The organism is Apilactobacillus waqarii, assembly GCF_019061205.1.
Lineage (GTDB): Bacteria > Bacillota > Bacilli > Lactobacillales > Lactobacillaceae > Apilactobacillus > Apilactobacillus waqarii.
In genome coordinates this window covers 1-22,623 of record NZ_JAHQYH010000015.1, presented here as the reverse complement: position 1 = coordinate 22,623, position 22,623 = coordinate 1, and the positions used below count along the sequence as shown (strand labels likewise).

Sequence of the window (22,623 nt, the reverse complement as noted above, 5' to 3'; positions counted from 1 at the left end):
GAACGCATTTACTGCCAGTGATTCAATCTTAATTCCAGTGCAAACCGAATACTACGCACTAGAAGGTCTAAGCCAACTATTAAACACTGTTCAATTAGTTAAGAAGCACTTTAACCCAGACCTAGACTTTGAAGGGGTTCTACTTACCATGTATGACTCACGTACTAAGTTAGGTCAACAAGTTAACGATGAGGTTCGTAAGTACTTTGGTGACAAGGTTTACGACACAATCATTACTAGAAATGTGCGTTTATCAGAAGCCCCAAGTTACGGATTACCAATCATTGATTATGATCCAAATTCAAAGGGTTCAGAATTATACATGCAATTTGCAAAGGAAGTGTTAGCTGCTCATGGTGAATAACAAAGGACTAGGTCGAGGCATTCAAGCATTGTTTGCTGATAATGATATCGACGCCAACTCAGAAGATGTATTGGAATTAGAGCTAACCAAGTTATCTCCAAATCCTTTCCAACCAAGAACGCATTTCGATACAAATGCACTTAAAGATTTAACCCGTTCGATTGAAAAATCTGGGGTATTCCAACCAATCATTGTAAGAAAGACTAGCGGCAGCAAGGACGAATACGAAATTCTTGCTGGTGAAAGACGTTACCGTGCTTCACGCATGGCAGGTAAGGAAAAGATTCCAGCAATTGTTCGTGATGCTTCTGATGAACAAATGATGGAAATCGCCGTGATGGAAAACCTTCAAAGAGAGGACTTAAATCCAATCGAAGAAGCTGAAGCTTACAACACTTTGATGACTAAGCTAGACATCACTCAAGCCGAAGTATCAAAACGTTTAGGTAAATCACGTCCATACATCGCTAACTACCTACGTCTATTAGGTTTACCAACTGAAGTAAAGGACATGCTTACTAAGAACCAACTTTCAATGGGACAAGCAAGAACATTACTATCAGTTAAGAAGAAGGATGAACTAATCAAATTGGCCAAGAAGGCGTATGAACAAACTATGACCGTTCGCCAACTTGAAAAGGAAATTGAAAACCTAAGTTCATCACCCAAGAAGAAAAAGAAACCACGTCGTTCAACTAAGAAGTCACCATTCTTGCGTGCTTCTGAAAATGAACTACAAGACAAATTTCAAACATCCGTTTCAATCTCAAATAACCGTTCTAAGAAGGGTACAGGTAAGATTGAAATTAGTTACGCATCAGATGATGATTTAAACCGCATTTTGCAAATTTTAGATATTAACTTAGACTAAAAGGAGTGCTCAATATGTATTCATTAAATGATGTTGTCATGATGAAGAAAGCCCACCCATGTGGCGAGAATAGTTGGAAGATTATTCGAATGGGTGCAGACATTAAAATTGAATGTCAAAAGTGCGGCCATGTGGTTATGCTTCCACGTCGCGAATTCGAAAAGAAAATGAAAAAAGTAATTCAAAGTACACAAGAAGATTAAATCTAAAGAAAAGAGTGAATTATTAATATGTCATTAACAGCAGGAATTGTTGGTTTACCAAACGTTGGTAAATCTACATTATTTAATGCGATTACTAAAGCTGGTGCGGAAATGGCTAACTACCCATTTGCCACAATCGACCCAAACGTAGGGATGGTGGAAGTACCAGATGACAGACTTGATCGAATTCAAGAACTAATTCCAGCTAAGAAGATTGTGCCTACTACCTTCGAATTTACCGATATTGCCGGTATCGTTAAGGGTGCAAGTAAGGGTGAAGGTCTTGGTAACAAGTTCCTAGAAAACATCAGACAGGTGGACGCTATCGTTCACGTTGTTCGTTCTTTTGACGATGACAACATTACCCACGTTACTGGTAAGGTTGATCCAATCGCTGATATCGAAACAATCAACTTAGAACTAGGTATCTCTGATTTAGATGCAGTTACTAAGCGTTTAGGTCGTGTTCAAAAGGCTGCTAAGGGTAAGGACGAAGATGCACTTGCCGAATTAGCTGTCCTAGAAAAGATTAAGCCAGTCCTAGAAGCTGGTAAACCAGTGCGTTCAATCGACTTTGATGAAGATGAACAAAAAATCGTTAAGGGATTATTCCTATTAACTTCAAAACCAGTGCTATATGTTGCTAACATCTCAGAAGTTGACATGGCTGATCCAGAAGGCTCAAAGTACTTCCAACTAGTTAAGGAATACGCTGCTAATGAAAACGCTCAAGCAATCGGTATTGCTGCTGAAACTGAAGAAGAAATTGCTGAATTAGATGACGAAGACAAAGCTACTTTCCTAGAAGCTGAAGGTGTTACTGAACCAGGTCTAAACAAGCTAATTCGTGCTTCATACAACCTATTAGGCCTAGAAACATTCTTCACTGCTGGTGGTAAGGAAACTAAGGCTTGGACTTACCTAAAGGGTACCAAGGCTCCTCAAGCTGCCGGAATTATTCACTCAGACTTCGAACGTGGATTCATCAGAGCCGAAGTAATGGCATTTGACGACCTAGACAAGCTAGGTAGCGAACAAGCCGTTAAGGAAGCTGGTAAGCTACGTGTTGAAGGTAAAGATTATGTTATGCAAGACGGTGACATTGTAAACTTCAGATTCAACGTTTAATCGGAAAGGACGACATCAATGACTGAAAAGAGAAATGCTCATGTACAACAAAACAGACATGAAGCAGAACAAAAGACTCGTCAACAATTTGATGGGATTGGTTTGACTAAACGTAATTCAGATTACATGTTTAGATTTAACAAAGAGTTAAAGAAGACCAAGCTATCAGATGAACGTAAGGTCGAAATCGTTAACCAAATGAAGGAAGAATTACTAGTTGAACAAAAACACGGTGCAACTGCGCGTAATTTATACGGTACTGTTGAAGAACGTATTAACTTCATTATGAACCCACCAAAGAAGAAGATTTCAATGATGGATAACTTTTCGCCTAATGCAATCTTTAACGCATTGTTCTTCTTCGTGATCTTTAACTTGCTATATGGAATCACTTTGATGATTCAAACTAACGCTAAGGACAAGCAATCAGTCGGAATCTTATCACTTATATTGATTTCTCTAGTATTTGGTATCTTTATGCCAATTATGACTAGATTATTGGACGGAAACGTTAAGCACAAATACAGTGGCCTAGTGCGCTTTGGTTTACTAATCCTATCAGTAATTGTGTGGATTGGTGCGTTCATGGTAATTGTTTCAATTCCGCAAGCAGGAATTAACATCGCCGTATCACCAATTGTTAACTTTATTTTAGCTGCAATCTCAGCATTCGCAGCGTTCTGGATTCACAAAAATTACGAAATTACAGTTAATGTGATGACACCTAGAACACCAAATAGAAGATAAAAATAAATGTCAGTGAAAATTAAATTTGATTTTCTCTGGCATTTTTTGTATATTAGACATTAAAAAATAAATAGATAGGGGTTTTATGATTATGGATAATTGGAACACAAAGTTTGCCAAAAAGGGATTAACATTCGATGACGTATTGCTTATTCCAGCAGAAAGTCACGTTTTACCTAATGATGTGGATACTTCAGTTCGTTTATCAGACGATGTTAAGCTAAACGTACCATTTTTAAGTGCAAGTATGGATACTGTTACAACCTCAGATATGGCGATTGCCATGGCTGAAGTTGGTGGATTAGGTGTAATTCACAAGAACATGATTATCGATGATCAAGCCGCAGAAGTTAAGAAGGTCAAAGCAGTAGAAAAGACCGACAAAACCCCTAACGCAGCAGTTGATGCTAATAACCATTTATTATGTGCCGCTGCTGTTGGTGTTACATCAGATACATTCAAGCGTGTGGAAGCTTTGTTTGCAGCTGGTGCTGACGCTATTATTATTGATACTGCTCATGGTCACTCTGCAGGAGTTATCAGAAAAGTAAAAGAAATCAAAGCTAAGTATGCTGACAAGACAATCATCGCTGGTAACGTTGCTACAGGACAAGCAACTAACGATTTATTCGAAGCAGGTGTTGACGTAGTTAAAGTTGGTATTGGCCCTGGTTCAATTTGTACCACTAGAATTATCGCTGGTGTTGGTGTTCCTCAACTAACTGCTGTATATGATGCAGCTGAAGTTGCAAGAAAATGGGGCAAGCCAATCATCGCCGACGGTGGTATCAAGTACTCAGGTGATGCTGCTAAGGCAATTGCTGCCGGTGGTAACGCCGTAATGCTTGGAAGCATGTTATCAGGGACTGACGAAGCTCCTGGTGAAATTTTCGAAGAAAATGGAATTAAGTATAAAGCATACCGTGGAATGGGAAGCGTTGGAGCCATGCAACATGGTTCAGCTGACCGTTACTTCCAAGGTGAAGTAAACGAAGCCAACAAGCTAGTTCCAGAAGGTATCGAAGCTCGTGTTGAATATAAGGGTTCAGCTAAAGATGTTGTATTCCAAATGGTTGGTGGTTTAAGATCTGCCATGGGATACACTGGATCAAAAGATATTCAAACAATGAATGACGATGCTCAATTTGTTCAAATTACTAGCGCAGGATTGATTGAATCACATCCTCATGATGTTCAAATCACAAAGGATGCGCCAAATTATAAATAAAATATTAAAAACATTAAAAGACGCTAAAAAAATAGCGTCTTTTTTATTTACATTTATATAACAAATCCTTATAGTGTGTTAATATTAAACTATATAAACAAAAAGAAAGAAGGCGTCTAAATGAAAGTTTTAGTAGTAGACGACGATCAAGAAATTGCTGAATTATTAAAGATTTACATACGAAACGAAGGATACGAAACAGTCATTGTAAATGACGGGGAAGCCGCCCTAACTGAATTAAGAAAAAATAGTGACATTGGACTTATGATTCTAGATATTATGATGCCAAAAATGTCTGGTTTTGAAGTATTAAAACGAGTAAGAAGAGAAATTAGTTTACCAATCATGATTCTATCTGCAAAGACAGAAGACATCGATAAGATTGAAGGACTTGTTGGTGGTGCTGATGACTACATAACAAAACCATTTAATCCACTTGAAGTGATGGCTCGAATGCACTCAATTTTAAGAAGATACACTGATAAGGTTGTCGTAGGGGAACCTGAAGTGCTAAACGTTGCTACTTTGACTATTAACCGTGAATCTCACGAAGTTAAGACCAGTGATGGCAAGTCCATTCAATTAACTGCAATTGAATTCGGTATTTTATACCTATTAGCAAGTCATCCAGGTCGTGTATACTCTGCCAATGAAATATTTGAACGAGTATGGCGTCAAGAAAGTATTATTTCTGCTAAGACCGTTATGGTCCACGTGAGTCACTTACGTGATAAGCTAGAAGAGGCTACAGACGGTAAGAAGATTATCGAAACTGTCTGGGGAGTAGGATACAGAATCAATGAAGAATAATAGTAAATCAATTAAGTTAACACATAAGGAACGAATTGGATTAGTTACTGATGCTATTCTAACTAGTTTGTTTATATTGTTAGTTAATTTCTTGGTTTTCTTTGCAACGGAGGTGTATTACACAACCCATCCGGATTGGCGTAATCAGTTAATCCGCTTTGGTAACTCTTTAATTGCAGGAAATCATATCCAACTATGGAGTTGGAGCAATGGATTTGTAGTTATGATTGCTGCATTGGATATGTTTGTGTTGTATATTCGTTTGTTCATGCATTATAAACGTATTCAAGAGCAACATATTATTAACGATTTGCACTACATTGCGGATGGTAATTTCGATTACACAATCCCATATAAGCTAATCGGCGATGATCAACGAATCGTTGAAAGCATTAATGTATTAGTTAATAACGTTATTCACTCAATGTCTGAAGAACTAAAGACTGAAAAATCAAAGGATGAGTTAATCTCAAACGTTTCACATGATATTAGAACACCTTTGACTTCCATCATTGGGTACTTAGGCTTGATTGAGAACAAACAATACACAAGTGAAGAAGATTTGGCTAAGTATGTTCATATTGCCTACTCAAAGGCTAGACAAATGAAGACTTTGGCCGATGATTTATTTGAATACACAAAAATCACTGATAAAGATTACAGTAAGCTAAATACTAGAAAGATTGAAATGAAGGCAATGATTGACCAAATCGCTGCTGGATTTGATTTAGAAATGGCCGAAAAGGATATGCAAATGCATAGCAAGACCAACTTTGATAAGTTAGTGATTGATGGTAGTCCAAGCGACTTGGCACGAGCTGTTAATAATTTAATCAATAACGCTTTGAAGTACGGTCACGACGGTCACAACATTTATGTTGAAGGTTTTCGTGTAAATGAAAAGGAATTAGAAATCAAGGTTTCTAATGATGGGGAAAAGATTCCAGAAGAATCCATTAAACATGTTTTTGATCGTTTCTACCGTGTCGAAAACTCACGTAACAAGTCAACTGGAGGAACCGGTCTTGGATTAGCAATCGTCTACGAAGTTGTTAATATCCATGGTGGTTACTGTTCAGTGGCATCTAATGATGAATTAACAACGTTTACACTCCATCTACCAATCAAACATGGTGATAAGTTAACACCAACTAAACATGAAGAAGGGCAACAGGAGGTTATCGATAATGCAAAGTAAGCTTGTTTCCAAGCTTAGTATTGCTTTAATTGCATTAGTTATATTCATTACAATGCCTTTAACAGCAAGTGCTCAAAGAACTAAGGCCACAACTAGTACAACTACTGCTGATTCCAACACTTCAAAGACTGTTGCAATTGAACGCAGTAAGAAATTAGGCCAAGAGGTCGATAAGTTATTAAGTACGAACCAACCACTAACACTGACCGCTAAGTCAGCAATTGCGATTGACTATCAAACCGGTCAAGTGTTGTATGCTAAAAACATCAATGAATCATTACCAACTGCTTCAATGAGTAAGTTGTTAACTTTATACGTTACTTTAAAGTACATTAAAGAAGGTAAGATTCATTGGGATGACAAAGTAAAGATTAACAAGGCACTTCATGATTTAAGTGTCGATCATAATTACGCCAATGTAAAACTACGTTTGGATCATTCATACACAATCAGACAACTTTATCAAACCGCCATCTATTCTGAAAATGCCGCAACCATGGCATTGGGATACGGTGTAGCGGGTAGTACCCAAAAGTTTGCCTTGCTAATGCGTAAGGAAGCTAAGAAGATTGGCATTACCGATGCCAAGATTTATACTGCCTGTGGTTTAACCAACGGTGAAGTTGGATCGCTTGGTTTTAAGGATGCATCATCTGATGCCGAAAACAAGCTATCAGCTCGCGACATGGCGCTATTAGCAATGAAGATTTTGAAATACTACCCAGATATTTTAAAAACCACTTCAGCTAATACCACCAAGTTTGATGGTCAAACAATGTTAAACTGGAACTGGATGATTAAGGGCAGAAGCCAAGAATTACCTGACATCAAGGTCGATGGGCTAAAGACAGGAACATCCGATACTGCTAAGGCTTGCTTTACAGGAACAGCGGTTAAGAATGGTCACCGTATTATCACTGTAGTAATGGGAGTTCCTAACTCTGGTCAATACGATCCAGCTCGTTTTATCCAAACCAGAAAGCTTATGAAGTATGTTTACGCAAAGTATCACTATGTTAAGTTATCTCATGGTCAAACTGTTAAGAACGTCACTGATGGTAGAAATACCGGTAAGATTAAGGTGGAAAACGGTAAGGACGATTCGGTTGATTTAGCCGTTTCAAATACTCAAGGTGTTTGGTTAACTAAGAAACAAAAAATAAATATTAAAGACATCAAGTCAACTGGTGAATGTGCTGACGGATCAAGCGTTGATGCGGGGTTCGATAAGGGAGACAAGATTGCCACAGCTAAAGTCTCCAATGTGAAGTATATGAAGGGCGTGTCCAATCGTATTGATTTAATTGCTAATCATAATGGAGATAAACCTAACATTTTCGTGAGAGCATGGAGATGGATTGCCAGTTTATTCTAAAAAAGAGTTATTAAAATGATAACTCTTTTTTTATTGCGAACGTTGAACAAACAGTATATTCGCTGTGTTTATGCTAATAAAATGATGATGTTTTATTAAAATTATGTAAATAAGTTAGATAAAATAAACTATTTTGCGTTATAATAGTAGGTAAAGTTTGATTTTTATCTGACTGTTTACAAATCGTTGAAAATTAAGACCTATTGTTTTTAAACGGGGGAATATTATTTGACAAAGCAAGTACCAAATCCAAATGAACCGCGTTGGCTAACCAACTTGAAGACGGCAATGCCTTTGAATATTAGCTACGTTCCCATTGGAATTGCATGTGGTATTTTACTTCATGCAGCTGGATTTAATACTTTATTGACAGCTTTAGTATCATTAATGGTTTTCTCTGGTGGTGCACAATTCTTGATTGCCTCCATGTTAACTATTAACTCACCATTATTATCAATTGTAATTATGATGTTTTTCCTAGAGTTAAGATATGCATTATTAGGATCCAGTATTTCTAAATATTTACAAGGTAAGTCATTTTGGTTTACTGTGATATTTGCAGTCTCATTAAATGATGAAACATACGCTGTAAATTATTTGAAACTATCCACTGATAAGAAGTTTACCGCTCAAGATGCATTACAAATTGAACACTATGCTTTGGTTGTATGGACAATTAGTACCATAATTGGTAGTTTAGTTGGCTCATCACTTTCAATTAATCTAACAGTTGTTCATTTTGCGCTAACTGCATTATTTATTTATATGATCGTTATGCAAATGAAGTCATTACTAAAGGTGTTAATTATTTTATTAACCATTGTATTGGCAATTGCATTCATGTTATTGATGAAATCCACTTTAGGATTAGTCGTTTCAACTCTGCTAGCTTCATTCGTTGGATTCTTCGTTGAATCATTGATTAGAAGCCATTACGAAAAGTACAAGAAGAATCGCTTGCTTCGCTTATTTAAGAACCCTGCGGGTACCCCTGAAGATAAGTTTGATGAAGAAGAGACTGAATAACTTTAAAAACGGATTAGGAGATATTCTATGGAATGGAATTCAACTCAACATTTTTGGTTGATTATATTATGTTTTGTGGTTGCTTTTATCCCTAGATTCGTCCCACTAGCTTTCTTTAGAACAAGAAAGATTCCTAAGTGGTTTAACGAATGGATGGGTTACATACCTATTGCCCTATTTACCTCATTGGTTGTTAAGGACTTATGTATCACATCATCATATACCTTATCGGTATCAGGAAAAGCACCTGAACTAGTAGCTGCCTTAATCGTGTTTATTATTGCTTATTGGACAAGATCAATGGCGCTATCAGTAATTTTGGGATTAGCTGCTGTGTTAGTATTAGCAGTATTTATTTAAACAAAGAAAAAAATAAAAGCACTGGTCAATTGACCGGTGCTTTTTTAGTTTTGTTTTATACGATATGCATCTTCATATCATCGTTTTTTACCTTATGGCACGCCTTTAATATCTTTAGGATTGTTACTGAGATAATTGAAGGCATCACAATGCCTAGCACAACATAGATTGCTAGTTTGGATAGACTTTGACTAGCGAAAGTGAGGGGAACGATTAATGAGTTGGTTCCCAGACCGGCTAGTTTGTATGTTGTGGAGAAATGGAATAATAACGTTCCAATAGGGGCGACAATCGCTGATGACACCATTCCAGGAATTAGAATATATGGATTCTTAGTGATGTTACCGAATTGCACCTTTGGGGTAATTAGTCCTTGGGCAATGTTTGCACCAGGACGGTTAACTCTAAATGACATTACTGTGTATGATACGTATTGGGCAGTCGTCCCAAGTAGTGCCGCTCCAGAAGATAGCGGATCTAACATAACCGCTATCGCCAGTGCTGCAGACGATGCAGGCGTCATTAAGAATACTGACCAGACTAACGCAACGGTAATTGATCCGATGATTGGGTTTACAATCATGCTTTTTGCAATTACTTTTGATAACCATACAAGAGCAGGAGTTGTGATTGCAGCTAAGCCTAACGCAATTATTGATCCCAGCATTGTTGCACAGAATGGTACTAAGAACATATCCAATGGTGTTTTCCCCGATAGGTGCTTTCCGATAAGTGTAGCGATAATAGCACCACCTAAAGCACTAATTGGTTGTCCAATCATAAATATTGATGACCCGGTAGGCTGAGATAGCAAATGACCTGTCGCTGTGACGGCGTTGATTGTTTTTTCAGTGAAGAAAACGTTGTTGGCACCAACCGTTGCTGCGAGCATCGAGCTAAACATAACCAATGTATTGGTCTTTAGCTGATGAGCAACGGCGGCACCGATAGCGGGGGCCATTAGTACCTGGTCAATGACACCAATCTGGTATAGCGCAGACCAGTGTACTAAGTTGGCGATGGCAACTATCAACATTCCGATACCCAGCGTAACAAAAATTGCGTTTGAGACACCACTTACTACCAAAAAGACATTTTCTTTGACGGAAGAAAAAGGCTTTACCATATCAATTTGTGGGGCGTCTTTTTTTGCTACATCAATCATTTGAATCCACTCCCTTATATAGAAAACTAAGTTCTACCGGGCTGCAAATATACTAAAAAGCACTAGCGATAACCGCCAGTACTTTTTAATGATTAGACAATATCGATTTTCATGTCGTCATTTTTGATTTTATGAGCAGCCTTTAGAACTTTAACAAGTACCACTGAAATTACAGCTGGTACAACTACACCCAAGACTACGTAGATAGCTAGTTTTGGCATACTTTCAGAAGCAAGGGTAATTGGAGCAATTAGTGAGTTCAAACCTAATCCAGCAATCTTGTATGATACTGAGAAATGAAATACTAATGTTCCAATTGGTCCGATAACTGCAGCAGAGACGATACCAGGAATTGCGATGTATGGGTTCTTGGTGATGTTACCAAATTGAACCTTTGGAGTAATTAAACCTTGGGCAATGTTTGCACCTGGCTTGTTTACTCGATATGACATCACTGTGTATGATACGAATTGTGCGGTGGTTCCTAATAATGCAGCACCTGACGATAATGGATCTAACATAACAGCAATTGCTAATGCTGCTGATGAGGCAGGGGTCATTAGAAAAATTGCCCATACAACAGAAATTACTAATCCACCAACGAATGGGTTAATAACCATGGTCTTAGCAATTACTCCTGATAACCATACAAGAGCAGGGGTAGTGACTGTTGCAAAGCCTAAGGCCGCAACACATCCTACAAATGTAGCTGCAAATGGTACTAAGAACATATCCAAAGGTGTCTTTCCGGTTAAGTATTTACCAATGACTGTGGCGACAACAGCGCCACCTAATGCACTAACAGGTTGACCGATCATGAAGACGGCTGAACCTGCTGGTTGAGGTAATACGTGTCCGGTTGCAGTAACTGCATTCGTCACAGCTGATGTGAAGAATACGTTGTTTGCACCAACCGTAGCGGCAATCATTGAACTAAATAACACCAATGTATTAGTCTTCAATTGTGAGGCAACGGCAGCACCGATGGCGGGGGCCATTAAGTATTGGCAAATTAATCCAATTTCAGCTAAAGCTGTCCAGTGAACAAAGTTGGCAATAGCGCCTAATAATAAACCAACACCTAGTGTGACTAAAATCGCATTAGACACCCCATTGAACACTAAATATACACTATCCTTAAACCCAGATTTTACTTCAACGTGCGCAAGATTCGCGGCGTTCATCTGAGGTGAATCGTCTTTTGTTGCATTTATCATATTGAATCAACTCCCTTACTTAAAAGTATTTGTATTTTAAAATTAGAATTAGATTAGAAACTAATTAAAATTTTTATAATTAAACCATAAGTCAGAAATAAAAGTCAAGACAATTAAAAGAAAAAACATCGGTGAAATTTTTTCACCGATGTTTTTTAATGTTTTTTTCAATTATTTGTACATGTAATCTCTAGTGATTGGTAGTTCTTGTCCTGAAGGACCCTTTGAGATTAAGTATTGCATAACGTCAATGTTACCAGCCTTGAATGAACCAGCACATGTCTTTAGGTATAAGTCCCACATTCTTAAGAAGCGTTCGTCATCACCCATGACTTCTTTAACTTTATCAATATGGTCGTTAAAGTTCTTGTCCCAGTGTTCCAATGTGTATTGGTAGTGTCTTCTTAATGATTCTAAGTCATAGATTTGAAGACCATTGTTGATGATGTGATCTAGGTTTTCAGTCATACCTGGAACATATCCACCAGGGAAGATATACTTGTTAATCCAACCGTTGTAGGCTCCACCTTGTTGTCTAGTAATTCCGTGAATTAAAGCAACACCATGGTCCTTTAGGTATTTGTTGATGCATGAGAAGTATTCGTTCAAGTTTTCTTTACCAACGTGTTCGAACATACCAACTGAAGTGATGTAATCAAAATGTTCATCACCTAGTTGACGGTAATCTTGTAAGCGAACTTCTGCTTGATCTTGTAAACCAAATTTTTCAATTTGTGCGTTTACGTAATCGCATTGTTCTTGACTTAAAGTAACACCGACTACTTTTAGTCCGTATTCTTTAGCAGCAGTTAGCATTAATGTACCCCAACCACAACCAATGTCTAGTAGGGTACGACCTGGCTTAGGATCTAGTTTCTTGATAATGTGGTGTACTTTTTGCATTTGAGCATCGTACAAGTCATCGTCAGGATTTTCAAAGTAAGCACATGAATAGGTCATTGTCTTATCTAACCAAATCTTGTAGAAGTCATTACCGATATCGTAGTGACTTTGAATGTCCTTCTTACTGGTGGACTCGTTATGATTTTGCTTAGGTAGGAAATTAATGTATTTATGGTCACGAATAAAACTAGTTGATTTTTGGTAAGCTGAAACGATTAGGTCTTCGATACTTCCATCAACATCGATTTTTCCGTCCATGTAAGCTTCTCCCAATGCGATAGAAGCATTCTTTCTAATATCCTTGATCGGAATTGGTTCTTTCATAGTGATGGTAGCCTTAGTTTCACCTTCACCATATTTTTCAGATTTGCCGTCCCAATAATTTACTTGGATTGGTTCATTAAATCCGTGTTTAAAAAATGTTTTAAAAAAAGTTTTTTCAAACATGAGAACAGTCCTTTCTTTATTAATAAAACCACGAACCCATTATACTCTTATGAGGGTACTTTATGTAAGTAAAGACACCGACTAATTTGATTATTTTTTATAGTGTAAAATGTTATAATTAAAACATAACTAAATAGCGGGGTGAATTATGAAACTGTGGGATAAATTTTTAGCCAACGTTAAATTAAGACGCTGGTGTGTATTGATTTTTATAATCTTTGTTTTATATCTAATGCGCTCAATGATGAGTATGTTACTACTAACCTTTATCTTCTCATTGCTAGTCACCAAATGGGTTGGCTTCGTTAGAAGATATATTAAAATTCCAGCACCTATCTTAGTCATTTTGACTTATCTACTATTTATTGCTGGGGTAGTAAGTGCGGTTGCAATTTACTCACCGGTAATTTACGACCAAGCTGTTACAGCATCAAAACACATTATTGATTTCTACGAAGATCCAAATAACCTTCATGGTACTACCCAAATTAAAGATATGATTGTTCAGTTCATCCACCGTTCTAACTTCTTAAGTGAAGTGAAGGGGAGCTTCTCAATTATTCTTCAATATGTATCTAGCGTAGGCCAAATGGGGGTAACATTCTTCTTATCTCTAATCTTGAGTTTCTTCTTTACATTAGAAGAAAAATCAATGGGTGAGTTTAGCAAACGCTTTTTGGATGCAGAGTTTTCATGGTTCTTCCAAGACGTCTACTACTTTGCTAAGACATTTACCAAGACATTTGGGGTCGTGTTAGAAGCACAATTCTTGATTGCACTATTTAACACCATCTTTACTACCTTAATCATGGCATTCATGGGAATTCCACAATTGGTAATTCTATCAATTATGATCTTCTTCCTAAGTTTAGTGCCGGTTGCTGGTGTAATCATTTCATTGGTACCTTTATCCATTGTGGGTTATTCCGTAGGTGGATTGAAGTACATCATTTACCTAATTATTATGATTGCTGTAGTCCACTTCCTAGAAGCATACATTTTGAATCCAAAACTAATGTCTTCTAGAACAGAGTTACCAATTTTCTATACATTTTGTGCCTTAATAATTGGTGAAGAAATATTCGGAACATGGGGCTTAATCGTCTCTGTACCAATTCTAGCCTTCTTCCTAGAAATTTTAGGAGTAAAGGGTGAAAACAAAAAGGCAATAAATATAAAGAGAATTGTCAAATAGGATGTAAATTTTTTACTTTTGATGTAAAATAGTATTGTTGATTTAAGAAATAGAAAGGGGTTTTCGACCTATGTCAAAACTTGTATTAATCCGTCACGGACAAAGTCAATGGAACCTTTCAAACCAATTCACTGGTTGGGAAGATGTTGATTTAAGCGATAAGGGTGTAGAAGAAGCTAAAGAAGCTGGTAAATTAGTTAAGAAGGCAGGACTAGAATTTGATTACGCATACACTTCAGTTCTAACTCGTGCTATCAAGACTTTACACTACGCCTTAGAAGAATCAGACCAACTATGGGTACCTGAAACTAAGACTTGGAGACTAAACGAACGTCATTACGGTCGTCTACAAGGTCTAAACAAGAAAGAAACTGCTGAAAAGTACGGAGACGAACAAGTTCACATTTGGCGTCGTTCATACGACACACTACCTCCACTATTGAGTGCAGATGACGAAGGTTCAGCTGTAAACGACCGTCGTTACAAGGACTTAGATCCTAACTTAATCCCTGGTGGTGAAAACCTAAAGGTTACTCTAGAACGTGTTATGCCTCTATGGGCTGACGAAATTGCTCCTAAGCTATTAGACGGCAAGAACGTTATCATCGCTGCACACGGTAACTCACTACGTGCATTAAGCAAGTACATTGAAAGAATCTCTGATGACGACATCATGGATCTTGAAATGAAGACTGGTGAACCTGTAGTTTACGAATTCAACGATAAGCTAGAAGTTCAAAACAAGACTAAATTAGACAAGTAATAACAAAAAAAGAAGTCCTCTCTTGAGGGCTTTTTTATTTGCTTAAAAAGGGTACTAAAAAAAGCCATATGATTAATTCGTATGGCTTTTTGTTTTAGTTAGCTTTTCTTTAAGAACCATTCTCTGATACTTGGCCAACTGTTTGTATTAATAATCATTCTTGGTGTGTAGATTGGATCAGTGTGATTACCGTTACCATGGTTGTAAACAGTACCGGAATCAAGTGTACCAACCCAGCCTAGGTGAGGTTGTCTTGCTAAGAATTGTGAAATTCTAGGAGTACCACCACCGTAAGGGTAGGCGAATGAATCAGCATAAATACCAGTGTGTGCCTTTAGCACTTCTCTAGATTTAACGAAGTCTTTTGTAAATCGATCGTAATTCTTAGGTAGGTTAAACACTGGAATTAGGTTTGAAGTAAGGTAATGCATGTTGTTGGTGTGAACACCAATTGTCATTAGGTTACCAGCTTCTTGTCTAGCGTAATGAATTTGTGACCATGTTGCTAGTTGAGTACCTTCACGATATCTACCCGTGTTACCAGTGATAATGAAAGTAGTGAATGGGTAGTTGTACTTCTTCATGATTGGAATAGCGTTATCAATAGTAGTTCTATCGATATCATCAAATGTCAGTACAGCGTACTTACCTTTGATTGGCTTCTTTGAATTGGTCATCTTAACCATTTCAGCACCTGAGATAACTTTGATATTGTGCTTGTGTAGGAATTCCATTTGTTCTTTGAATTCGTTAGCAGGAACATCAAAATCATGAAGTTGTGAGTTAGTTGATAGTGTTCTTGAAACGTTAACCCCGAAGTTGTTCTTTAGGATACGGTGGTAACAAAATACCAAGATACCGTTTTTAGCTTTTTCTTCTTGCTTAGTTAATCCGTAGTATTCACTACTACCTTTATCGTATTCAACAGATCTGTGAATAGTAAATGACATAATGACGAACAAAATGATTGCTAGAATAATAACAATAATCTTACGTTGTTTTCTTGTCATTTTTTGATTCTTATTTGACATCTTTGTTTAACCTCCGTAAGTAAACTAATCTAAATGTTGAGTATATTGCAGTGATAATAATTAATCCAGCAATTGCAATTAATAGTTTGATGTATAAATCGTAGTTTAGGTTCAATAATAGGTAGAAACTAACGAAATCATCACTGTAAAAACCAAATAGAAAAGCGAAGTTTACGACTAAAACAAATGCAACGTAAATCCATAAAGCAGTGAATAGAATAAAGTGAACTAAGCGTCTTAATGGACTGATGCTCTTTCTGATTACGAATGTTTCGTAATCATTTCTCAAATCTTTCTTCATAATTATTTTACCCCCCGGTCTGGACTACTCCAGGTACCTACATTTTCAGGATCTAGGAAGAATGAAACTAAAGCCAAGATACATGAAATTAAGTTAACCATCCAGTAGTAAACAATGTAAGCAGGAATCAATAGTAAATCGACGAAGCTTAGTAGGGCGGTTTCGTGTGAACCGTAGAAACCAATGAAGAATTGTAAGATACTGACGATGATAAGTACTAATAAGACGTCACCATCTAATTGAACTTCATGAATTAATAATAGGTTGAAGAAATAAGAGATAGTACTTAATGCGGTTAAAACAGCCCAAGTACTACTGATAATTGTTTCATACATTAAAGCTTTTTGAGTAATTGAACCGTGTAGTAGAAGATCCTTGTTCTTAGCGATAACTTCCATACCACCACGAGCCCAACGACGACGTTGTTTGATTAAGTTTCTAGTGTTTTCTGGAACTAGAATCCAACAGATTGCAGTAGGTTGGTAGCTAACGCTCCAGCCCTTACGGTACATTCTCCAGGTAATATCAATATCTTCGGTAATAACATCAGTGTGCCATCCACCTACATCTTCAAGTGCTTCACGTCTGAAACCAACGATAACACCAGAAACGGTATTGATACGGCCGTATAGGTATGATTGAGCCTTCTTGATAATATCGATAACACCGATGTATTCAAGAAGTTGTAAACGACCTAAAACGGTAGTTCTATTTCTAACGACGGGTTTGCCGGCAACGGCACCAAGTTTTGGATTAGTCTTAAGTGTCTTAACTAGTTCGGTCACTGAGTTCTTTGCTAGTAGGGAATCAGAATCGATACCAACAATGTATTTTCCTTCAGCAACTTTGAAACCTTCGTTCATTGCGTTAGCTTTACCTTGGTTAACAGCGATTGGAACGACTTTGATTTTAAATTGACTAGCGTATTGCTTTTGTAACTTGTACATAATATTTAATGTATCGTCATCACTTTTATCATCAATTAAAACAACTTCAAAGTTCTTGTAGTCAATGTTTGAAATTGCTGAAATCGCTTCGTTTAACGTATCACTTTCATTATGAGCGGGAACTAGAATTGACACTAATTCAGATCCATCCACTTTAGCAAATTTTTCCGAGCGGTGGTAGATGTTACAGTACAATGCCCCGACAATCCAAATTGCTGACACAACAATTGGATACCCGATAATGAAATCGTTAATAATATCTAAAAACCACATTATAAATGAATTCCTCCTTTAAGGACCACTAAATAAGATATTAGAATACAATAAGATATTAGAATACAATAAGATATTTTAGCGTTTTGTTCATATGTATGACTGTAAAACCATATATTTATCATACTTCAATTATAAATTAAACTTCCTAATATATCAAAGCTATGTGCCTCAATTGTTTCAATATTATTACAAATAAAAAATGAATTCCATACTTGGAATTCATTTTTATTTTTTCTTAATAATTTGGGCCTCTAAATCACCGTCATAATCGACAAAGTAGACATGTTTTTCAGGGTCATCTTTTAGGGGGCCCATGTCGATTGCGGGGCGATTGTTAACCATGTCAATGCAGTTAAATCGCTGTTTGGCGATTCGATGTAGTAAACTTCCGGTTTTATCAAAAACTTCTGCTTTCTCCGCTGCCTTAGCAAGAGTATATCCCGAGTTCAAAAATGATTTGATTAACTCTACCTTAATAATTGATGAATATGGATAACGATGACTCGTATTTTTATCACCTTTTTGGCAATGGATGTATCCCTTTTGTTCCCAATATCTAATCTTGCTTTGTGGCACGTTACAGGTTCTAGACAATCCACCAATGCCGATTGATAAGTCAAGATCTTGCATTAGTTTATGGATACGTCTGGAGTAGTCTTGAATGTCTTCTTTTGTATACTTTTCTTCCACTGTGTCACATCCTTTTCTTCTTAAATTTTCATAAGTGATGTTACATAATCAATAATTATTATATATTTTTTACTATCGTTGTCAAATTTGTTGACAAAGAAAAATGTCAGATGTATATTAATTACTGTCGAAATTTATAGAAAAAACAAAATATTAATGAAAAGGGGTTAGATTATGAATGTAGATGCAAACGGTAAATCATACAATAAGATCATGCTTATTGTGATTTTATTGGTTGGTACTTTCTGTACTATTTTAAACCAAACAATTTTAGCAACCGCGTTTCCTACATTAATGAAGGACTTTAACATTAACACTTCAACTGTTCAATGGTTAACTTCCGGATTTATGTTAGTAAACGGGATTGCAATCCCAGTTAGTGCATGGTTATCAAACCGTGTTAACACTAAATGGCTATACTTGGGAGCAATGTCAATTTTTGAAGCAGGTACTGTCCTTGCTTTCTTCGCTCCAAACTTCGGTACTTTGCTAGCAGCTCGTTTAATTCAAGCGTTAGGTGTTGGAGTTACAATGCCATTGCTACAAACTATCATGCTTAGAATTTTCCCACCTGAAAAACGTGGTGCTGCCTTGGGGCTATCTGGTGTTGTTATCGGTTTAGCTCCAGCGATTGGGCCTACATTATCAGGTTGGATTTTAATTAATTACACTTGGCGTGACCTATTTGGAATCATCATTCCAATCGTCGCTATTGTGATTCTATTAGGTCTATACTACATGCGCCCAATTCTACCTACTAAGAAGGAAAAGATTGATGTATTGTCATTAATTCTTTCAACTATTGGTTTTGGTAGTGCACTATACGGTTTCTCAGAAGTTGGTACTGATGGATGGGGTAGCGCAACAGTTATCTCTACACTAATTATTGGTGCTATCTTCATCGTATTATTTGTATGGCGTCAATTAGTAATGGAAAAACCATTCCTAGACGTTAAGGTATTCAAGTCAGCTAAGTTCTCAATCGCAACCATCCTATCATCAATTACTATGATGGCTTTAGTTGGTTTTGAAATGGTTCTACCATTATATCTACAAATTGTTCGTGGAATGAACGCTTTCCATTCAGGACTAAGTTTATTACTTGGTGCTTTAATGATGGGTATCGTTTCACCATTTGCCGGTGCTATTTTTGATAAGCACGGTGCTAAGAAACTAATCACCACTGGTTTAATTCTACTATTCTTCGGTACACTGCCATTCGCATACATTACTGAAAATACTGGAATTGCCTACATTATTATCCTATACGCTGTAAGAACATTCGGTATGGCTCTTGTAATGATGCCTTCAACCACTTATGGTATGAACGCATTACCTGATGACAAGATCAACCACGGTACAGCAGTTAATAATACTGTAAGACAAGTTGGTGCTGCTATTGCTACTGCCGTATTGGTTTCAATCCTATCTAACGTAACTACAAGCAACATGCCTGCTAAGTCACTATTAAAACTAGATCCATTGGCTTACAAGAATTCAGCAATTGATGCTACTTTAACTGGTTACCATGCTGCGTTCTGGGTAGCTGCATTCTTCATCGTAGTTGGATTCATTGCTAGCTTCTGGTTACATGACAACAAAAAGGGGGTAAATAAATAATGATTTTATTCGTACTGTGCATTTCTGCATTCCTATTCTTTATTTGTTTTAACCTATTAACTAACAACAAGGTACTACACGCAATTACTTCTATTGTATTTGCAGTTCTATTTATCCTTTCAACTTTCTTCATTACTATTAACTTCCATGATCACTATGGTATGCACAAAGTTATCCATGAAACTTCAACTAAGTTAGTTTCAAGTGCTGATAAGGGCATGAACATGTTACTTTACCAACCAATCGGTACTTCAGGTAAAGATAAGGTAGTTATCTACCGTACCGATGAAAAGGCAACTAATCCATCACACACTGGTACTAATAAGGTAGAAAACAAGATTATTACTATTAATAGTGATAAGGCTAAGTTAGTAACTAAGACTGTTAAGTATGAATACAACTCAAGCGCTAACCGTCTATGGTTCGGTTTGGCACAAAAACCAACTAGAGTAAAAACAATCAATTACTTCTACGTTCCAAAGAGCTGGATGACTTTAACAGTTAACCAAGCAAAGCAATTGCCATCAATCATCAAAGAAATTAGTGGATCAAACACTGCTGCTCAAGCTCAAATGAAGATGGCAGCTGAACAATACGTTCAAGCTCAAGTTAAGGCAGCAATGATGAAGAACCCTAAGATGACAAGTGCACAACAAAAGGTACTAGTTAAGAAGGCAACCGCTGAATTTACGCAAAAAGCACAAGCTGAAGCACTTCAAAAGATGATGCCTGAAATCAAGCAAAAGCTAAGCCAAGTTAAATAGTGTTGACTTTTATTTCTTTGCTGATTATTATGATAGTATCTATTAAATATAAGGCTAAGAAGTAGTTACCAGTATTTAATGCGATTTGTGTATTCAGAAACCTAGTGGGAATGCGAACTAGGCAAACGCGTTAAAGAATTACACCTACAGAGCTTTCCATTATTGGACGCGTCATTTCGTTATAAATGATTGAAAGAGATTGTACATTAGTACGATAACTTGGGTGGTAACGCGGATTAACAAAAAACATTTCGTCCCTGACAATTTATTTGTCAGGGACTTTTTTATTAGGAGGAAAAAACATGGACATTATCGATGATTTACAATGGCGCGGCGCCATTAATCAACAAACTGATGCTGAAGGCCTAAAGAAAGAAGTAAACGAAAAGAAGATTGGTCTATATGCAGGGATTGACCCAACTGGTGACAGTATGCACGTTGGGCACTTAATTCCATTCATGATTTTGAAGAGATTCCAACTAGCTGGATACAAGCCAGTTATTCTAATCGGTGGAGCTACTGGTTCAATTGGTGACCCATCAGGTAAGAAGGCTGAAAGAAAGTTACAAAGTATGGAACAAGTTAAGCACAACGAAGAATGCCTAACTAACCAAATGAAGAGCTTGTTTGGTGAAGATGGTAAGTTCCAAATTGTTAACAACTATGACTGGACTTCAAAACTATCATTATTAGACTTCCTTCGTATTTACGGTAAACGCTTCAACGTTAATACTATGTTAAACAAGGAAATCGTTTCAAGCCGTCTAGAAACAGGTATCTCATACACTGAATTTACTTACCAAATTCTACAAGCAATGGACTTTGAACACCTATACAAAAACAATGGTGTTGAACTACAAATCGGTGGGGCTGATCAATGGGGTAACATCACTGGTGGTATCGAACTAATCCATAAGACTCAAGGTGCAGATGCAAAAGCATTTGGTTTAACTATTCCATTAATGCTTAAGGCCGATGGTACTAAGTTTGGTAAGACTGAAGGTGGAGCTGTATGGTTAGATCCAGAAAAGACTACACCTTACGAATTCTACCAATTCTGGATTAACACAGATGATAGGGATGTAATCAAGTACTTGAAGTACTTCACTTTCCTAAACAAGGAAGAAATCGAAGAACTAGAAGAACAAGTTAAGAACGAACCATGGAAGAGAGCTGCTCAACGTCGTTTAGCCGAAGAAGTAACTGAATTCGTTCATGGTAAGGATGCTGTAGTAGAAGCACAAAACATTACTGAAACATTATTCTCAGGAAACGTTCAAGACCTAACCACTGATGAAGTAGAAACAGGATTCAAGAACATGCCTTCTGTTGAAGTTAGTTCAGACAAGAAGAACATTGTTGAATGGTTAGCAGATGATACTGAAATTGAACCATCAAGAAGACAAGCTAGAGAAGATGTAAGCAACGGTGCTATCCGTATTAATGGAGAAAAGGTTGATGATGTTGATTTTGAAATCGACCCAAGTACTTCATTTGACGGTAAGTTTGTCGTTGTTAGAAGAGGTAAGAAGAAGTACTTCTTAGCTAGAATTAAATAGTAATATGATCGTTTAAAAGTAGATTGAATAATTCAATCTACTTTTTTTAATTTATTTGCTGAGAAGTGTTGACTTTATAAGGTTTACCTGGCATAATATTATTTGTTGTTGAGAGAGGTAATCAAAAATGATTACAAATCATCAACGATTAATTTTTCAAAACATGTTGACACGATGTCATTAATTTGATATTATGAATGAGTTGCGTTATTGATATGACGCAAACGTCATTAAAAAAAGTTGTTGACACGGCTTTGATAAGATGATATGATTAATAAGTTGTCAATTGAGGCAGCTAGTTAATAAATGGTAGATCTTTGAAAACTGAACAAGATTGATAATCGATGATGTGTAAGGAACTTACAACTTGGTTGTAAGAATTAAACATTGCGAAGTCAATTCGCTTATAAAATAACAATTTATTCAGAAGAGCTA

General features: G+C 36.9%; 23 protein-coding genes. 16 read left to right on the top strand and 7 right to left on the bottom strand.

What is annotated here, in order from left to right; genetic code table 11:
- The 11 genes from KTJ72_RS06950 to KTJ72_RS06900 all read left to right on the top strand — a co-directional run.
- A partial coding sequence (locus KTJ72_RS06950) for a ParA family protein (protein ID WP_217304473.1) occupies window positions 1–364 on the top strand: 364 nt, incomplete at its 5' end.
- Window positions 354–1,235 carry a ParB/RepB/Spo0J family partition protein gene (locus tag KTJ72_RS06945; RefSeq protein ID WP_034532676.1) on the top strand — a complete coding sequence of 294 codons (882 nt, stop codon included), beginning with the start codon at window positions 354–356 and terminating at the stop codon, window positions 1,233–1,235. The genes KTJ72_RS06950 and KTJ72_RS06945, both read left to right, overlap by 11 nt.
- A 14-nt stretch (window positions 1,236–1,249) precedes the next feature.
- A complete protein-coding gene (locus tag KTJ72_RS06940; protein ID WP_034532678.1) occupies window positions 1,250–1,438 on the top strand; it encodes a DUF951 domain-containing protein in 189 nt (62 codons plus the stop codon).
- A gap of 27 nt (window positions 1,439–1,465) precedes the next feature.
- Window positions 1,466–2,566 (top strand): redox-regulated ATPase YchF, encoded by a 1,101-nt coding sequence (gene ychF, locus KTJ72_RS06935; protein WP_217304472.1) that lies wholly within the window; start codon window positions 1,466–1,468, stop codon window positions 2,564–2,566.
- 18 nt (window positions 2,567–2,584) lie between these two features.
- On the top strand, window positions 2,585–3,313 hold the full coding sequence (locus KTJ72_RS06930; RefSeq protein ID WP_217304471.1) for a DUF1129 family protein: 729 nt from the start codon (window positions 2,585–2,587) through the stop codon (window positions 3,311–3,313).
- Window positions 3,314–3,404: 91 nt separating this feature from the next.
- The gene (guaB, locus tag KTJ72_RS06925; protein ID WP_053796278.1) at window positions 3,405–4,541 is read left to right on the top strand and encodes an IMP dehydrogenase; all 1,137 of its coding nucleotides are present in this window, start codon (window positions 3,405–3,407) and stop codon (window positions 4,539–4,541) included.
- A gap of 120 nt (window positions 4,542–4,661) precedes the next feature.
- Window positions 4,662–5,351 carry a response regulator transcription factor gene (locus KTJ72_RS06920; RefSeq protein ID WP_034532684.1) on the top strand — a complete coding sequence of 230 codons (690 nt, stop codon included), beginning with the start codon at window positions 4,662–4,664 and terminating at the stop codon, window positions 5,349–5,351.
- Window positions 5,341–6,549, top strand: coding sequence for a sensor histidine kinase (locus KTJ72_RS06915; RefSeq protein ID WP_051961190.1), 1,209 nt, complete (start codon window positions 5,341–5,343; stop codon window positions 6,547–6,549). Before KTJ72_RS06920 ends, KTJ72_RS06915 begins: the two co-directional genes overlap by 11 nt.
- A complete protein-coding gene (locus KTJ72_RS06910; protein ID WP_217304470.1) occupies window positions 6,539–7,924 on the top strand; it encodes a D-alanyl-D-alanine carboxypeptidase family protein in 1,386 nt (461 codons plus the stop codon). The genes KTJ72_RS06915 and KTJ72_RS06910 overlap by 11 nt, the downstream gene beginning before the upstream one ends.
- A 288-nt stretch (window positions 7,925–8,212) precedes the next feature.
- Window positions 8,213–8,950, top strand: a complete 738-nt coding sequence (locus tag KTJ72_RS06905; RefSeq protein ID WP_080719904.1) for an AzlC family ABC transporter permease — start codon at window positions 8,213–8,215, stop codon at window positions 8,948–8,950.
- A 27-nt stretch (window positions 8,951–8,977) separates the two neighbouring features.
- Window positions 8,978–9,310, top strand: a complete 333-nt coding sequence (locus KTJ72_RS06900) for an AzlD domain-containing protein (RefSeq protein ID WP_034532687.1) — start codon at window positions 8,978–8,980, stop codon at window positions 9,308–9,310.
- Between the two features lie 55 nt (window positions 9,311–9,365).
- On the opposite strand, the gene KTJ72_RS06895 is transcribed toward KTJ72_RS06900, so the two are convergent.
- From KTJ72_RS06895 to KTJ72_RS06885, 3 genes are all read right to left on the bottom strand, one after another.
- Window positions 9,366–10,475: a PTS sugar transporter subunit IIC gene (locus KTJ72_RS06895; protein WP_430385417.1), complete on the bottom strand. Its 1,110-nt coding sequence runs from the start codon at window positions 10,473–10,475 to the stop codon at window positions 9,366–9,368.
- A 92-nt stretch (window positions 10,476–10,567) separates the two neighbouring features.
- Window positions 10,568–11,659: a PTS sugar transporter subunit IIC gene (locus KTJ72_RS06890; protein WP_041152855.1), complete on the bottom strand. Its 1,092-nt coding sequence runs from the start codon at window positions 11,657–11,659 to the stop codon at window positions 10,568–10,570.
- A gap of 204 nt (window positions 11,660–11,863) precedes the next feature.
- Entirely contained in the window at window positions 11,864–13,042 is a 1,179-nt protein-coding gene (locus tag KTJ72_RS06885; RefSeq protein ID WP_217304469.1) for an SAM-dependent methyltransferase, read from the bottom strand.
- A 148-nt stretch (window positions 13,043–13,190) separates the two neighbouring features.
- On the opposite strand from KTJ72_RS06885, the gene KTJ72_RS06880 reads away from it, so the two are divergent.
- Entirely contained in the window at window positions 13,191–14,237 is a 1,047-nt protein-coding gene (locus KTJ72_RS06880; protein ID WP_041152775.1) for an AI-2E family transporter, read from the top strand.
- A gap of 70 nt (window positions 14,238–14,307) precedes the next feature.
- Entirely contained in the window at window positions 14,308–15,000 is a 693-nt protein-coding gene (locus KTJ72_RS06875) for a 2,3-diphosphoglycerate-dependent phosphoglycerate mutase (protein WP_034532690.1), read from the top strand.
- Window positions 15,001–15,098: 98 nt separating this feature from the next.
- Here the strand turns inward: KTJ72_RS06875 and KTJ72_RS06870 are convergent, their stop codons facing one another.
- The 4 genes from KTJ72_RS06870 to KTJ72_RS06855 form a co-directional block, all read right to left on the bottom strand.
- Window positions 15,099–16,031 carry a polysaccharide deacetylase family protein gene (locus tag KTJ72_RS06870; RefSeq protein ID WP_241772181.1) on the bottom strand — a complete coding sequence of 311 codons (933 nt, stop codon included), beginning with the start codon at window positions 16,029–16,031 and terminating at the stop codon, window positions 15,099–15,101.
- Window positions 16,021–16,332 (bottom strand): hypothetical protein, encoded by a 312-nt coding sequence (locus KTJ72_RS06865; protein ID WP_054605369.1) that lies wholly within the window; start codon window positions 16,330–16,332, stop codon window positions 16,021–16,023. The genes KTJ72_RS06870 and KTJ72_RS06865 overlap by 11 nt, the downstream gene beginning before the upstream one ends.
- 2 nt (window positions 16,333–16,334) lie before the next feature.
- Window positions 16,335–17,552, bottom strand: a complete 1,218-nt coding sequence (locus KTJ72_RS06860; RefSeq protein ID WP_217304468.1) for a glycosyltransferase — start codon at window positions 17,550–17,552, stop codon at window positions 16,335–16,337.
- A 228-nt stretch (window positions 17,553–17,780) separates the two neighbouring features.
- Entirely contained in the window at window positions 17,781–18,245 is a 465-nt protein-coding gene (locus tag KTJ72_RS06855; RefSeq protein ID WP_057197469.1) for a MerR family transcriptional regulator, read from the bottom strand.
- Between the two features lie 174 nt (window positions 18,246–18,419).
- Between KTJ72_RS06855 and KTJ72_RS06850 the strand changes: the two genes are divergently transcribed.
- The 3 genes from KTJ72_RS06850 (at window position 18,420) to tyrS (ending at window position 22,188) form a co-directional block, all read left to right on the top strand.
- Window positions 18,420–19,865 (top strand): MDR family MFS transporter, encoded by a 1,446-nt coding sequence (locus KTJ72_RS06850; RefSeq protein ID WP_217304467.1) that lies wholly within the window; start codon window positions 18,420–18,422, stop codon window positions 19,863–19,865.
- Complete coding sequence (locus KTJ72_RS06845; RefSeq protein WP_217304466.1) at window positions 19,865–20,629, top strand: DUF4811 domain-containing protein; 765 nt, start codon at window positions 19,865–19,867, stop codon at window positions 20,627–20,629. The genes KTJ72_RS06850 and KTJ72_RS06845 overlap by 1 nt, the downstream gene beginning before the upstream one ends.
- Window positions 20,630–20,931: 302 nt before the next feature.
- Window positions 20,932–22,188, top strand: coding sequence for a tyrosine--tRNA ligase (gene tyrS, locus KTJ72_RS06840; RefSeq protein ID WP_217304465.1), 1,257 nt, complete (start codon window positions 20,932–20,934; stop codon window positions 22,186–22,188).
- Window positions 22,189–22,623 lie beyond the last annotated feature (435 nt).